Annotated in this window: 14 protein-coding genes; 2 read left to right on the top strand and 12 right to left on the bottom strand. The window is 70.6% G+C overall.

The window, feature by feature from the left end:
* Positions 1-32: 32 nt before the first annotated feature.
* Positions 33-410, bottom strand: coding sequence for a LysM peptidoglycan-binding domain-containing protein (locus tag DEJ27_RS06805; RefSeq protein ID WP_111090546.1), 378 nt, complete (start codon positions 408-410; stop codon positions 33-35).
* Positions 411-646: 236 nt separating this feature from the next.
* Here DEJ27_RS06805 and lexA point away from each other — a divergent pair, with 236 nt between their 5' ends.
* Positions 647-1291, top strand: a complete 645-nt coding sequence (lexA, locus tag DEJ27_RS06800) for a transcriptional repressor LexA (RefSeq protein ID WP_027464773.1) — start codon at positions 647-649, stop codon at positions 1289-1291.
* A 198-nt stretch (positions 1292-1489) separates the two neighbouring features.
* On the opposite strand, the gene hflX is transcribed toward lexA, so the two are convergent.
* Positions 1490-3031: a GTPase HflX gene (gene hflX, locus DEJ27_RS06795; protein ID WP_110859281.1), complete on the bottom strand. Its 1542-nt coding sequence runs from the start codon at positions 3029-3031 to the stop codon at positions 1490-1492.
* Positions 3032-3092: 61 nt separating this feature from the next.
* Here hflX and DEJ27_RS06790 point away from each other — a divergent pair, with 61 nt between their 5' ends.
* Positions 3093-3719 (top strand): class I SAM-dependent methyltransferase, encoded by a 627-nt coding sequence (locus DEJ27_RS06790; RefSeq protein WP_110859280.1) that lies wholly within the window; start codon positions 3093-3095, stop codon positions 3717-3719.
* A gap of 111 nt (positions 3720-3830) precedes the next feature.
* Here DEJ27_RS06790 and dapF read toward each other — a convergent pair whose 3' ends face one another.
* The 10 genes from dapF to DEJ27_RS06740 form a co-directional block, all read right to left on the bottom strand.
* Entirely contained in the window at positions 3831-4721 is an 891-nt protein-coding gene (gene dapF, locus DEJ27_RS06785; protein ID WP_111090545.1) for a diaminopimelate epimerase, read from the bottom strand.
* Positions 4718-5686, bottom strand: coding sequence for a tRNA (adenosine(37)-N6)-dimethylallyltransferase MiaA (gene miaA / locus DEJ27_RS06780; protein ID WP_258370308.1), 969 nt, complete (start codon positions 5684-5686; stop codon positions 4718-4720). The genes dapF and miaA overlap by 4 nt, the downstream gene beginning before the upstream one ends.
* 49 nt (positions 5687-5735) lie before the next feature.
* On the bottom strand, positions 5736-7232 hold the full coding sequence (gene miaB, locus DEJ27_RS06775; protein ID WP_111090544.1) for a tRNA (N6-isopentenyl adenosine(37)-C2)-methylthiotransferase MiaB: 1497 nt from the start codon (positions 7230-7232) through the stop codon (positions 5736-5738).
* A 26-nt stretch (positions 7233-7258) separates the two neighbouring features.
* Complete coding sequence (locus DEJ27_RS06770) at positions 7259-8173, bottom strand: regulatory protein RecX (RefSeq protein ID WP_111090543.1); 915 nt, start codon at positions 8171-8173, stop codon at positions 7259-7261.
* Complete coding sequence (gene recA, locus DEJ27_RS06765) at positions 8170-9231, bottom strand: recombinase RecA (RefSeq protein WP_027464767.1); 1062 nt, start codon at positions 9229-9231, stop codon at positions 8170-8172. The genes DEJ27_RS06770 and recA overlap by 4 nt, the downstream gene beginning before the upstream one ends.
* 271 nt (positions 9232-9502) lie before the next feature.
* On the bottom strand, positions 9503-9727 hold the full coding sequence (locus DEJ27_RS06760; RefSeq protein WP_027464766.1) for a DUF3046 domain-containing protein: 225 nt from the start codon (positions 9725-9727) through the stop codon (positions 9503-9505).
* 86 nt (positions 9728-9813) lie between these two features.
* Complete coding sequence (locus DEJ27_RS06755; protein ID WP_027464765.1) at positions 9814-10122, bottom strand: helix-turn-helix domain-containing protein; 309 nt, start codon at positions 10120-10122, stop codon at positions 9814-9816.
* A 154-nt stretch (positions 10123-10276) separates the two neighbouring features.
* Entirely contained in the window at positions 10277-10804 is a 528-nt protein-coding gene (locus tag DEJ27_RS06750; protein WP_111090542.1) for a CinA family protein, read from the bottom strand.
* Complete coding sequence (gene pgsA, locus DEJ27_RS06745) at positions 10801-11445, bottom strand: CDP-diacylglycerol--glycerol-3-phosphate 3-phosphatidyltransferase (protein ID WP_181430103.1); 645 nt, start codon at positions 11443-11445, stop codon at positions 10801-10803. The genes DEJ27_RS06750 and pgsA overlap by 4 nt, the downstream gene beginning before the upstream one ends.
* A 5-nt stretch (positions 11446-11450) precedes the next feature.
* Positions 11451-14384, bottom strand: coding sequence for a DNA translocase FtsK (locus DEJ27_RS06740; protein WP_110859275.1), 2934 nt, complete (start codon positions 14382-14384; stop codon positions 11451-11453).
* Positions 14385-14454 lie beyond the last annotated feature (70 nt).

Genomic DNA, 14454 nt, shown 5'->3' with positions numbered 1-14454 from the left:
GACCAGCCGTCTGGACGGCGCTGCCCGAGTGGCTACTCGCCGTCGGTGTACTTGGTGGGGATGGCGATCTCTTCGCCGGCCTGCAGCGCGGAGCCGTCGAGCGCGTTGAGGCTCACGACGTCCTGCACGAAGTCGCGCGGGTCGGAGTCGGGGGCCGTCTGCTCGGCCAGCTGCCAGAGGGTCTCGCCCGGCTGGATCGTCACGGTCTCGAACTGGGTGCGGGCGCCGCCGGCGGTGGCGTCACCGGCGGAGGCCTGTCCACCGTTCAGCACACCGAAGGCGACGACGATGAGGAGCGGGAGCGCGGCGAGCGTCGTGAAGACGATGCGGCCGCGACGCGTCAGACGCAGGCGGGTACGCACGGCGGGCGCCGCGGTGCGCTGGATGTCAGCGATGGCGATGGTGCTCATGTCGTTCTTGCCTTCCCGTTCGGTGGAACCGAAGTCGTGTACCGAACATAGTTTCGAATTAGATGACGCACAAGTCCTGGGAGGGGATTTCTGCGGGGTTTTCTTGCGACACGCTCGAACAGGTGTTTGTCCGGCCCTGGCTGGTCGGATACTGTTTCGATCGACTGGGACAAGCCTGGCGGGGACCACCGACATTCCCGCCGCGGCCGGACCGGCACCGACGAAAGCGAGACGACGTGGTGGACGAACTGCGGGGCCAGAAGCCGCTGACGCCGAAGCAGCAGGCGATCTTCGACGCGATCCGTGCGTCGATCGCCTCACGGGGCTACCCGCCGAGCATGCGCGAGATCGGCGACGCCGCCGGGCTCTCCTCGCTCTCCAGCGTCTCCCACCAGCTCGGCCAGCTCGAGCTCGGGGGCTGGATCCGCCGCGACCCGAACCGCCCGCGTGCGCTCGAGGTCCTGGTCGACGAGCCGTCGTCCGACGTCGGGGGCCCGGACATCGACGCCACCACGCTCGTGCCGCTCGTCGGCCGGATCGCCGCAGGTGTCCCGATCACTGCCGAGCAGCACGTCGACGAGATCATCCCGCTCCCCCGACAGCTCGTCGGCACCGGCGAGCTCTTCATGCTCAAGGTCGTCGGTGAGTCGATGATCGACGCCGCGATCTGCGACGGCGACTGGGTCGTCGTCCGGTCGCAGCAGACCGCCGAGAACGGTGACATCGTCGCGGCCATGCTCGACGAAGAGGCCACGGTCAAGGTCTTCCGCCAGCGCGACGGTCACACGTGGCTGCTGCCGCGCAACTCCGCCTTCGAGCCGATCCTCGGCGACGCGGCCTCGGTCCTCGGCAAGGTCGTCGCGGTCCTCCGCTCCCTCTGACCGCCTCCCGCGCTGTACCGGCGCGAGACGCCGTCGTCACCGTACGACGCCCCCTGCACGACGAAACGCCGCCGGATCCGGCGGCGTTTCGTGTGTTCCGGGGCGTCTCGGTGACAGGACGGCGTCCGGCGGACCCGTGACGGGCCTCCAGGCCGCGCGGCAGCGCTCGCCAGCGCCAGCGCCCACCGGAGCCGGCCGTCAGACGGTCGGGACCGGCGTGACCACGTAGGGCTCGAGCTCGGCGACCTGCCGCTGGAAGACGCGCACCCGCAGGCGTGTGCCGTCCTCGACGTAGTCGACCGACTCGACCGAGCCGGTGTCGTGCAGCGACGACACCAGGTCGCCGCGGTCGTACGGCACCACGATCGTCAGGTCGACGTCGGGCTCGGGCAGGCGGTCCTCGATGACGCTGAGGAGCTCCGGGATGCCCTCGCCGGTGCGCGCCGACACGAACACCGCGTCCGGTACGAGTCCGATGAGCACGAGGCGCTGCGCGTCGTCGATCAGGTCGGCCTTGTTGAAGACGACGATCTCCGGGATGTCGCCGGCACCGACGTCGCCGATGACCTCGCGCACGGTGGACAGCTGCGCCCCGGGGTCGGGGTGCGAGCCGTCGACCACGTGCACGATGACGTCCGCGTCGCCGACCTCCTCGAGGGTGGAGCGGAAGGCCTCCACCAGCTGGTGCGGCAGGTTGCGCACGAAGCCGACGGTGTCGGCGAACGTGTACTCACGGCCCTTGGTGCTCTCGGTCCGGCGGACCGTGGCGTCCAGCGTCGCGAACAGCTGGTTCTGCACCAGCACGCCCGCGCTCGTGAGCCGGTTGAGCAGCGACGACTTGCCGGCGTTGGTGTAGCCCGCGATCGCGACGCTGGGCACCTCGTTGCGGTTGCGCTCGGCACGCTTGGCCTCGCGCGCGGGGCGGAACCCGGCGATCTGGCGGCGGAGCTTGGCCATCCGGGTGTGGATGCGACGCCGGTCGAGTTCGATCTTGGTCTCACCGGGGCCACGCGAACCCATGCCCGCGCCGCCGGAGACCTGACCACCGGCCTGCCGGGACATCGAGTCACCCCAACCACGCAGTCGCGGCAGCAGGTACTCGAGCTGGGCGAGTTCGACCTGCGCCTTGCCCTCGCGGCTCTTGGCGTGCTGGCTGAAGATGTCGAGGATCACGGCCGTGCGGTCGATCACCTTGACCTTCACGACGTCCTCGAGCGCACGGCGCTGCGAGGGAGCGAGCTCGGTGTCCGCGATCACGGTGTCGGCGCCGGTGGCCTTCACGATCATCGCGAGCTCTTCGGCCTTGCCCTTGCCGAGGTAGGTCGAGGCGTCCGGGTGGGGCCGGCGCTGCAGGAGCCCGTCGAGCACGACCGCGCCGGCCGTCTCGGCAAGGGCGGACAGCTCGCGCAGGGAGTTCTCGGCGTCCTGCGCGTCGCCCTGGGGGTACACGCCGATGAGGACGACCTGCTCGAGCCGCAGCTGGCGGTACTCGACCTCGGTGACGTCCTCGAGTTCGGTGGAGAGGCCGGCGACACGGCGCAGCGCCGCTCGGTCCTCACGGTCGTACTGGTCGCCGTCGCCGGTCCAGCTGCGGTCGTCGACCGACTGCGTCTGGATGGCCTGGGCGGGTGCGAAGATGGACGATGCTGCGCGGTGGTCTGCGTTGCGCAGCACCCTCTCGACGACACCGTCTGCGCTGTCGTCGTTGGTCTGGTTGTTCTGCTGATGGGTATCCGTCATCCTGTGCACAGGCTACCTCCGGAGGCCCTCCGACACACTCGGTTGCCGGTACGGTTCATCCATGGCGAACGACCACTACTTCTCGGCCACCCCCGAGAGCGAACTCCGGCCGCGCCAGGTGCACGTCACGCTCGCCGGTCAGCCCCTCACCCTGTCGACCGCTGCGGGGGTCTTCAGCCCCGACGGCGTCGACCGCGGCACGAAGGTCCTGCTCGGTTCGGTGCCGGCACCCGCCGCCGACGGAGCGCTGCTCGACATCGGCTGCGGCTGGGGCCCGATCGCGATCACCATGGCACTGCAGTCCCCCGACGCACACGTGTGGGGCGTCGACGTCAACGAGCGGGTGCTCGGCCTCGCGCGCGCCAACGCGGCTGCTGCGGGGGCGTCGAACGTCACGATCGCGCTGCCCGACGACGTGCCGGCCGACCTGCGCTTCCGCACGATCTGGTCGAACCCGCCGATCCGTGTCGGCAAGGACGAACTGCACCAGATCCTGCTGACGTGGCTGCCCCGGCTCGAGGTCGGGGGCGACGCCTGGCTCGTCGTGTCGAAGGACCTCGGGGGCGACTCGCTGCAGAAGTGGCTCGTCGGGGCACTCGGCGAGGGGTTCTCGGTCACCCGGGAGTCGACGGCCAAGGGCTTCCGCGTCATCCGGGTGCACCGCAGCGCGGAGGCACGCAGTTCGTGAGCAGGAATGGTCGGGTCGCCCCTGGGCACCCGACCATTCCTGCTCACGAAGCGCCCGCGCGCCGCGCGACCGCCGCGCCGCGCGACCGCCGCGCCGCGCGCCGCGTCCGCCTCAGACCGTCAGGTCGCCCGAGAACACGAGCTCGGCGGGCCCGGACAACGACACGTGTTCGCCATCCTCGGTCGCCGTCATCCGCACCGTCAGCAGCCCGCCCGGCACCCGCACCCGCCAGGTGTCCGGCGCCCCGGCACCGACCCAGTAGCGGGTGGCGAGGGCAGCCGCGACGGCCCCGGTGCCGCACGAGAGCGTCTCTCCGCTCCCCCGCTCGTGCACCCGCATCGTGATCTCGCCGACGCCGTCCTTGATGAGGGGGTCGCCGGGCAGCACGAACTCGACGTTCGCACCGTGCTCCGGCGCCGGGTCGAGCACCGGCAGGAAGGTCAGGTCGAGGTCGGCCAGTTCGTCCTCGGTCTCGACGGCGACGACCACGTGCGGGTTGCCCACGTCGATGCCGATGCCGGGCCGCGCCCCGTCGAGGTTCTTGGCCCGCACGAGCACGTCGTTAGAGCCCCCGCCCTCGATGCCCAGGCCCCAGCGGCCGAGGTCGGCGGCGAACCCGTTCGTGGTGCGCTGGATGTCGACCAGCCCCTTGCGGCTGCCGACGGTGAGCGTCTCGCCGGGAGCGAGCTCGACCAGGCCGGACTCGGTCAGGTACCGGGCGAACACGCGGATGCCGTTGCCGCACATCTCCGCGATCGTGCCGTCGGCGTTGTGGTAGTCCATGAACCACGTCGCCTCGGGCTCGACGGCCACGAGCGCACGCCCCTCGGGGATCGCCTCGGACCGCACCGCGCGGATCACACCGTCGCCGCCCACACCGAAGCGTCGGTCCGCGATCGCGCGGATCCGCTCGGGGGTCAGGTCGACGGTGGCGTCGGGGTCGGCGAACAGGACGAAGTCGTTGCCGGTCCCCTGGCCCTTGGTGAAGTGCAGCTCGGTCACGGCACGATCCTACGGGCCAGTTCCGACAGGTCGCCGCGGTCCGCCCCTGTGACGTCGAGCGTCTCGGCATCGGCGTACCGGCGGAACCAGGACACCTGCCGCCGGGCGTACTTCCGGGTCGCGATGCCGGTCGCCTCGACCGCGTGCTCGCGCGTGGCTGTGCCGGCGAGCACCTCGAGCGCCTGCGAGTAGCCGATGGCGCCGCGCGCGGTCCTGCCCTGCTCGAGTCCCTGCTCGCGGAGCGCCGCGACCTCGTCGACGAGTCCGGCCTCGAACATCCGCGCGGCCCGCTCGTGCAACGCCGACACGAGCTGCTCGCGGTCACGCCGCAGGTGCAGGATCCGGGACGGTCGCCAGGCGCGGGGCGAGGCCGGGAGGCTCGGGGTCACGACCTCGGATCGGCTCGCGATCTCGAGTGCACGGATCAACCGCCGTGGGTTGCGTGCGTCGATCGTCGCGGCGGCCGCCGGGTCGAGGGCGCGGAGTCGCTCGAGCAGGATGCCCGGGCCGAGCTCCTCGTGCTCGCGCTCGAGCTGCGCACGGAGCGCGGGGTCGGTGCCCGGGAACGCCAGGTCGAACAGCACCGCGGAGACGTAGAGGCCACTGCCGCCGACGAGGACGGCCACGCCACCGTCGGCCTGGATCCGGTCGACGTCGGCTCGGGCGGCGACCTGGTACGCCGCGACGCTCGCCTCGTCGGTGACGTCGAGCACGTCGAGCTCGTGGTGCGGGATGCCGTGCCGTTCGGCCGGGGGGAGCTTCGCGGTACCGATGTCCATGCCCCGGTACAGCTGCATGGCGTCCGCGTTGATGATCTCCGCGGGGCGACCGGCAGCACGCAGCCGCTCTGCGATCGCGATGCCGAGGTCGGACTTCCCGGTGCCCGTCGCCCCGACGACCGCGATCAGGTCGGCAGTGGCAGCGCCACCGGCACCGGCACCGGCACCGGCACCGGCACCGGACAGCGTTCCGGAGGCGGCGGGCGGAACACCCGACGGTCCGGCGGTCGGCAGGTCAGCGCCCGACACGGAGCGTGGGCAGCCCGAGCGAGACCGGACGGGGCCCGTCGCCCGCGGCGGCAGCGGGTGTGGGCACGCCGCAGCTCTCGGCCTGCGCGCGGTCCCAGGCGTCACCGGCCCGGGTGCGTCGGATGCGCAGCGGAGCGTCGTCGTCGGCGAGCAGGAAGTGCGGCGCGGCACGGGTGACGTCGACGGTGACCACGTCGCCGGGGCGCGGGATCTCGGACCCGGCGGGCACGGTGAAGTGCACGAGCCGGGAGTCCTCCGCACGACCGGAGAGCCGGCGGGTGGCGCCGTCCTTGCGCCCTTCGCCGGAGGCCACGAGCACCTCGACGCTCCGGCCGACCTGCAGCGCGTTCTCTTCCGCGGTGATGCGTTCCTGCAGGGCGACGAGTCGCTCGTAGCGCTCCTGCACGATGTGCTTCGGCAGCTGGTCGTCCATCGTCGCCGCCGGCGTGCCCGGACGGATCGAGTACTGGAACGTGAACGCCGAGGCGAACCGCGCCTGCTCGACGACGCGCAGCGTGTCGTCGAAGTCGGCGTCGGTCTCGCCGGGGAACCCGACGATGATGTCGGTGGAGATCGCCGCGTGCGGGATCTTCGCGCGGACGCGGTCGAGGATGCCGAGGAACCGCTCGCTGCGGTAGCTCCGGCGCATGGCCTTGAGCACGCGATCGGAACCCGACTGCAGCGGCATGTGCAGCTGGGGCATCACGTTCGGGGTCTCCGCCATCGCGTCGATGACGTCGTCGGTGAAGGCCGCCGGGTGCGGGCTCGTGAAGCGGACGCGCTCGAGCCCCTCGATGGCGCCGGTGGCCCGCAGCAGCTTGCCGAACGCCTGTCGGTCGCCGAACTCGACCCCGTAGGAGTTCACGTTCTGCCCGAGCAGCGTGACCTCGATCGCGCCGTCGTCGACGAGCGCCTGGACCTCGGCCAGGACGTCACCGGGACGGCGGTCCTTCTCCTTGCCGCGGAGCGAGGGGACGATGCAGAACGTGCAGGTGTTGTTGCAGCCGACCGAGATCGAGACCCACCCACTGTGCGTCGAGTCGCGCTTGGTGGGCAGCGTCGACGGGAAGACGTCGAGTGCCTCGAGGATCTCGATCTGCGCCTCGTCGTTGTGCCGCGCCCGCTCGAGCAGGGTCGGCAGCGACCCCATGTTGTGCGTACCGAAGACGACGTCGACCCACGGCGCCTTCTCGAGGATCACGTTCTTGTCCTTCTGCGCCAGGCACCCGCCGACGGCGATCTGCATGCCGGGGTGCTCGCGCTTGATCCCCGCGAGCTGCCCGAGGTTGCCGTACAGCCGGTTGTCCGCGTTCTCGCGCACCGCACAGGTGTTGATGACGACGACGTCGGCCTGCGCACCGTCCGCCGCGGTGTAGCCCGCGGCCTGCAAGGACCCGCTCAACCGCTCGGAGTCGTGCACGTTCATCTGGCACCCGTAGGTGCGGACTTCGTAGGTGCGGGGGCGCGCTTCGACGGTGGCCATGGTCGTTCCAGTGTAGGTCGGGGCGACTACTCGAACCGTACGGTCCCGCGGCCGGGTTGCGGCCGTTTCCCACCGCCGTCGAGGGCACGTGCAACAGCGATCCGGACGACCCCGGAGCTGTAGCCCTTGCGCATCAGGAAGCCGGACAGACGGCGTTCCGCAGTGGCCCGGTCGAGCCCGCGCATCTGCGGCGCCCGCTTGTCGGCGAGTTCCTGCGCGCGGAGGAACTCGTCGTCCTCGTCATCGGCGGCTTCGTCGAGCGCGGTGTCGATCGCCACCTGGTCGATCCCCCGGCGACGGAGCTCCGTCACGACACCCTGTCGACCGAGGCCCTTGCGGGAGTGCAGTCGATCCACCAGGTCGGTGGCGAGGGCCACGTCGTCGAGGAGCCCGACACGGGTCAAGCGTTCGATCTCGTGCTCGACCACGTCGGGGTCGAGGTCCTGCTGCAGCAGCAGGGTCCGCATCTCGGACTCGCTCACGCCCTTGCGCCCGAGAGCGCGCAGGCTGATCCGTTCTGCATCCGCCCGCTGTTCATCGAGCGGACGCGGTGCGTCGGCCGGGTCGATCTCCTCGCCGCCGGCGATGGAGAACACCGACGCGGTGCTGGCATCAGCCGTCTCGGAGTCGTAGCCGTCCTGCTCCGCACGGCTCGAGCGCCCGCTGCCGTCGCCGATCACGGGCGACACCCACGCTGCCGGCCCGCGGGCACCGTGCAGCGGCACCGGCGAATCGGCGTCGAACGATGCGGGGAACTCGTCCACCCGGCTTTCGTCCGACTCGGGCAGCGCCCAACCATCGGTGTCGCGCGGTTCGTCCGGTGACACCGGAGGCTCGGGGATCGCGGGCGTCACCGGGGTGACGGGGGCGCGACGACGCGACCTCGCACCGAACAGGTCGGTGACCGGTGCGAGGCCGTCGTCGTCGTGGTCGGTGCTCACGCGCCCTTGCGCTCCGCGAGCTTCGGCGCGATCGACTCGACCGGGGCATCTTCGGCCTTGGCGCCACCGACGCCGAGCTTGGCGAGGATCTTGCCTTCGATGTCGGCAGCGATCTCGGGGTTCTGGATCAGGAAGGAACGCGAGTTCTCCTTTCCCTGCCCGAGCTGGTCGCCGTCGTAGGTGTACCAGGCACCCGACTTCTTGACGATGCCGTGGTCGACACCGAAGTCCAGCAGCGAGCCTTCGCGCGAGATGCCGACGCCGTACAGGATGTCGAACTCGGCCTGCTTGAAGGGCGGCGCCATCTTGTTCTTGACGACCTTGACGCGTGTGCGGTTGCCCACCGCGTCGGTGCCGCTCTTGAGCGTCTCGATGCGACGGATGTCGAGGCGGACGGACGCGTAGAACTTCAGCGCCTTACCGCCCGAGGTGGTCTCGGGCGAACCGAAGAACACGCCGATCTTCTCGCGCAGCTGGTTGATGAAGATCATCGTGGTCTGCGTCTGGTTCAGGCCACCGGCGAGCTTTCGCAGGGCCTGGGACATGAGGCGGGCCTGCAGACCGACGTGCGAGTCGCCCATCTCGCCCTCGATCTCGGCGCGCGGCACGAGGGCCGCGACGGAGTCGATGACGATGAGGTCGATGGAGCCGGAGCGGACCAGCATGTCCGCGATCTCGAGCGCCTGCTCGGCGGTGTCGGGCTGCGACACGAGCAGGGCGTCGATGTCGACACCGAGCTTCTTGGCGTACTCGGGGTCGAGCGCGTGCTCGGCGTCGATGAAGGCCGCGATGCCACCGGCGCGCTGGGCGTTGGCGATGGCGTGGATGGTGAGGGTCGTCTTACCCGACGACTCCGGGCCGTAGATCTCGACGATGCGGCCACGGGGCAGGCCACCGATGCCGAGCGCGACGTCCAGCGCCACCGACCCGGTCTGGATGACGTTGACGGGGGCGCGTTCGTCCGAACCGAGGCGCATGATCGCACCCTTGCCGAACTGCCTGTCGATCTGTGCGAGTGCGGTCTCGAGGGCCTTCTCGCGGTCTGCCGGTGATGGCATGGGTGCTCCTTCGTGCTCGTGTTCGGCCGCCTGTAGGCTGTCGCGTCCACGCCGGCCGATGGTGCAAGGCCGATGGTTCTGCGACAAGGCTTCGGGCTGTTCCCGATGTCCATCAACCTATGGCGAGCCACCGACATCACTGCCGACGGTCACGCGATCTGTGGATGGAACACCCGGGCGACGCCGCTGTGGAGGAAGCTACCACCGATCGAACACGCGTTCGAGCAACACGCCGAACACAGTTTCGGGTACCCGGCCTCGCGGAACCGCCTCAGTCCTGGGGTTCGGCCAGGCCCTTGCCGTGCCGACGGTCCATCGGGACGTCCTGCGAGTCGCAGAGCGCGTCCCACACCCGGCGGGCATCGACACCGGCGGCGAGGGCGTCCACGGCGGAGCGACCGCCGAGCCCTTCGAGCACGACGTCACGGGTGACCACGGAACCGTAGGCCTCACCGAACACCTGGTCGACGGCTCGCCAGAACTCACTCACGCGCATCCGACCAGCCTAGGCGCGTGGTCGTGGGCCGGAACGCAGAACGCCCCCGCCGGGAAGGACCGGCGGGGGCGTTCGGTGCGATTCGCTCAGCGCACCGCGAGGTCGTTGTCGAACTCGGCGACGAGGTCGTCCGGGAGCGTGTCGGGGACGGGGGTCAGCCCCTCGACGATCGCGAGGCGGTCGCCCACTTCGCGCATGATGGTCGAGATGGGCGTGTCCAGAGCATCCGCGACGGACGCGAGGATCTCCGAGCTGGCTTCCTTCTGCCCGCGCTCGACCTCACTGAGGTACCCGAGCGCGACACTGGCCTTGGACGCGACCTGACGGAGGGTCCGGCCCTTCTGCAAGCGGAAGTCCCGGAGCACATCGCCGATTTCCTGACGAACGAGAACCATGAGAACTCCTCCTCTCTGTCGTCTCCGCGCCCGCTCGGTCCGGTGGATCGAGTTCGGGTTCAGCAACAATAGCGTTGCCGGTTGCAGCATGTTAGCCAGGCTGGCTGCCGTACTGCTGGAGATTTCGTGAGATGTAACCCAGTGGAAACGGGACCTATTCCCGGCCCCGGACCTCGGACGACATCCGTGCAAGGAGTTCGGAGACGGTGGCGTGCCGGATTGCTCCCCGGTCACCGTCGAGGTGCAGCTCGAAGGCCTCAGCCCCCGCGGCGGAGGCGATCCCCACGTACACGGTGCCGACGGGCTTGCCGTCCTGCGGATCCGGGCCGGCGACGCCCGTCGTGCTGATCCCCCACGTCGCGGGTTCCCCGTCGACGGACAGCGCGATCCGGACACCGGCGGCCATCTGCCGGGCGACCTCCGGGTGCACGGCACCCTCGGCATCGAGCAGCTCCGCCGAGACCCCGAGCACGGAGTGCTTCACGGGCGTCGCATAGGCCACGACGCCGCCGCGGACGACGGCGCTCGCCCCCGGCACGTCGACGAGGGTCGCGACCACGAGGCCGCCGGTCAGCGACTCCGCCACGGCGAGGGTCTCGCCCCGCGCCGTCAGTTCGGCGATGAGTCCCGGTGCGACCGGGACTGGAGGCGCGGCCTGAGTCGAGCGCTCGGGTCCGGTCATGCGGTGGTGCGGTTGTGCTTCCATGCCTGCCAGAGGTAGTCGATCCCGCTCAGGATCGTTGCCACGAACGCGGCCGTCATCAGGATGCCGTTGACCCAGTGCGCCCAGTCGCCGACCAGGTTCCACCACGGGAACAGCGCGGCCGTCAGGGCGACGGCCTGCAGCACGGTCTTGATCTTGCCGCCGCGGCTGGCCGGGATCACCCGGTCGGAGAGCACCGCGAACCGGAAGACCGTGATGCCGATCTCGCGCACCATGATCAGGACGGTCACGTACCAGGGCAGCTCGGCCAGGATCGACAGCGCCACCAGCGCACCCCCGATGAGGACCTTGTCGGCGATCGGGTCGACGAGCTTGCCGAAGTCCGTGACCAGGTTCTGCCGACGGGCGATGATGCCGTCGGCGCTGTCCGTGACGATCGCCACGACGAAGACGACCGCCGCCCAGATGCGCAGGGGTCCGTCGTCGCCGGCGTCGGCGAGCAGCAGGACGAAGAACAGCGGCGCCATCAGGATCCGCACCACCGTGATGATGTTCGCGACGTTCGCGGTCGACGCCGGGCCGGGGCCCTTGCGCAGCAGCCGCCCGCGCCACGGGAACCGTGCGCCGTGCGTGGTGTTCGTGCTGTCCGAGGCGGTCATCGCCGTCACTCCCTGCCCGTCAGTCCCCACGCGTCCTCATCGGGCTCGTCGTGGACTTCATCGTACCCGCGGGTCATGTCCCCGACCGGGTCTGCTCCGTAGCGGTCACCGTCGCCGGACGGCGTCGGCGCCGGCGCTGCCGGAGCGGCCGCGGCGGGCGGCTCCTCGCCGCGGAGCTTCGCGAGCACCGCGGGCAGCTGGTCGGCGGTCACCAGGACGTCGCGGGCCTTCGAGCCCTCGGACGGCCCGACGATGTCACGCGACTCCATCAGGTCCATCAGGCGACCGGCCTTGGCGAAACCGACGCGGAGCTTGCGCTGCAGCATCGACGTCGAACCGAACTGGGTCGACACGACCTGTTCGACGGCCGCGAGCAGCAGTTCGAGGTCGTCGCCGATGTCGGCGTCGATCTCCTTGCGCTCGACCACGGCCTGGACGTCCTGGCGGTACTCGGGCTGCGCCTGCCGCGTGACGTGCTGGACGACCTCGGCGACCTCGCCCTCCTGCACCCAGGCGCCCTGCACGCGGAGCGACTTGGACGAACCCATCGGCAGGAAGAGCGCGTCGCCCTGACCGATGAGCTTGTCGGCACCGGGCTGGTCGAGGATGACGCGGGAGTCCGTGACGCTCGTCACCGCGAAGGCGATGCGCGACGGCACGTTCGCCTTGATCAGCCCGGTGATGACGTCGACCGAGGGGCGCTGCGTCGCGAGCACCAGGTGGATACCGGCGGCTCGCGCGAGCTGGGTGATGCGGACGATCGACTCCTCGACGTCACGCGGAGCCACGAGCATGAGGTCGGCGAGCTCGTCGACGACGACGAGCAGGTACGGGTACGGCTTGAGCTTCCGCTCGCTGCCCGCGGGCAGGACGATCTCGTTGTTCTCGATCGCCTTGTTGAAGTCGTCGACGTGGCGGAACCCGAACGACGCCAGGTCGTCGTACCGCATGTCCATCTCCTTCACGACCCACTGCAGCGCTTCGGCCGCCTTCTTCGGGTTCGTGATGATGGGCGTGATGAGGTGCGGGACACCGGCGTAGATCGAGAGCTCGACGCGCTTCGGGTCGACCAGGACCATGCGGACCTCGGACGGCTTCGCGCGCATCAGCAGCGACGTGATCATCGAGTTGATGAACACCGACTTGCCGGAACCGGTGGAGCCGGCGACGAGCAGGTGCGGCATCTTCGCCAGGTTCGCGACGACGAAGCCGCCCTCGACGTCCTTGCCGACGCCGATCGTCATCGGGTGCTTCGACTTGCGGGCGGCGTTCGAGCGCAGCACGTCGCCGAGCGAGACGATCTCGCGGTCGGTGTTCGGGATCTCGACGCCGATGGCGCTCTTGCCCGGGATCGGCGACAGGATGCGGACCTCGTTCGAGGCGACCGCGTACGACAGGTTCTTCGACAGGGCCGTGACGCGCTCGACCTTGACGCCGGGGCCGAGCTCGATCTCGTACCGGGTCACCGTCGGCCCGCGGGAGAACCCGGTGACCTTCGCGTCGACCTTGAACTCGGTGAGCACCCCGGTGATGGCGGCGACGATGTCGTCGTTCGCCTGGCTGCGCGCGACCGAGGGCGTTCCGGAGCTCAGCGTGGTGGCGGCGGGCAGTCGGTAGGGCTTCGACGGGTCCTCGTCGGACCCGGCGGCGGCCGCGCTGAGCTCGGCGTCGGCGTCGATGTCCTCCGGCTCGTCGACGATCTCGGGCTCGGACAGCACCTCGGGCACCGCGGGACGGATGTCGGCCGTCGGCTCCGGCCGCGCGGGGACGTCGGTGCCGAACGCGCGGAGCGCCTGCTCGGCGTCCTGCAGGTCCTGTTCGACGGAGTCGTTGAGGTTGACCGACGCGGGCTCGGCCGGCGTGAGGTCGACGAGCCCGGCGGCGGCACCGGCGTTCGGACTCGCAGCGGGCACGACGGGCGCAGCAGGCGCAGCAGGCGCGACGGCAGCGGCAGCCGGGGCGACCCCGGTGGCCGGGGGCAGCACCGGGCTGTCGTACGCCGGGTCCTCTTCGCGCCCGGACTTGTTCCGGCGCCACCACGGCACGTTGTCGCCATCGGCTTCGGCGGCGGCAGCGGCCTGCTCGTCACCGAACCCGAGGTCGTCGAACAGCTGGAAGTCGGCGTCGCCCTTCTTGCCGCGCTTGGACGTGCGGGCGCGGGCGGCGGGCTCCGCCACGGCGGCGGCGTCGGCCTCGGGCTCCGCTGCGGGGGCCGGTGCGCCGAACAGGTAGGCGTAGAGCTCGTGCAGTCGGCGACCGAGCTTGTTCGGCGGCGTCTTGGTGATGATGAAGAGCGAGAGCACCAGCAGCACGATCGCCACGGGCACGGCCACCCAGGCGGTCGCGATCGTGACGAGCCAGCCGATGACCACCCAGCCGAGCACCCCGCCGGCGGCGGCCAGCGCGGGCATGCCGTCGGCCGCGCTCGGTCGGCCACCGAAGACGTGGCAGAGCGAGGCGATCGACACGATCAGGATGCCCAGGCCGATGCCGATCCGGGTGTTGTCGTGCACGGAGGCCGGGTGCCGGAACAGCCACCCGGCGAACACGATCATGATGACGGGCAGGGCGAACGCCAGGCGGCCGAACAGCCCACCGAACGTGTACGCGTCGAGTGCGACGGAGACGCTGTTGGTCGGGTTGAGCCACTCGACGACCCCGCCGGCGATGGCCAGCAGGAACAGCAGGAACGGGAACCCGTCGCGCCGCTGGTCCTTCTCGAGGGTCTCCTTGCCGAGCAGCCGGAACATCGCGCCGACGCCGTGCGCCATCGCGAGCCAGAAGGTCACGAGCGGGTTCTGCTCGCGGAACACCGGCGTGGGCGCGGCCTGCGGCAGCTTCTTCGTCGTGGCCTGGGTGCGCGACGAACCGCGCGTCCCGTTGCCACGGGACGACGTGGACGCGCGCGAGCGCGTGGTCGACTTGGTGCCTCCGGCCATGGGCAGAACCCTAACGCCCGCTCAGGACAAACGCAGGAAGGCCCGCCGCAGCGTCCGTGACGGACGCTGG

It is taken from the genome of Curtobacterium sp. MCPF17_018 (genome assembly GCF_003234135.1).
Taxonomy (GTDB): domain Bacteria; phylum Actinomycetota; class Actinomycetes; order Actinomycetales; family Microbacteriaceae; genus Curtobacterium; species Curtobacterium flaccumfaciens.
This window is presented reverse-complemented; position numbering and strand designations above follow the sequence as displayed.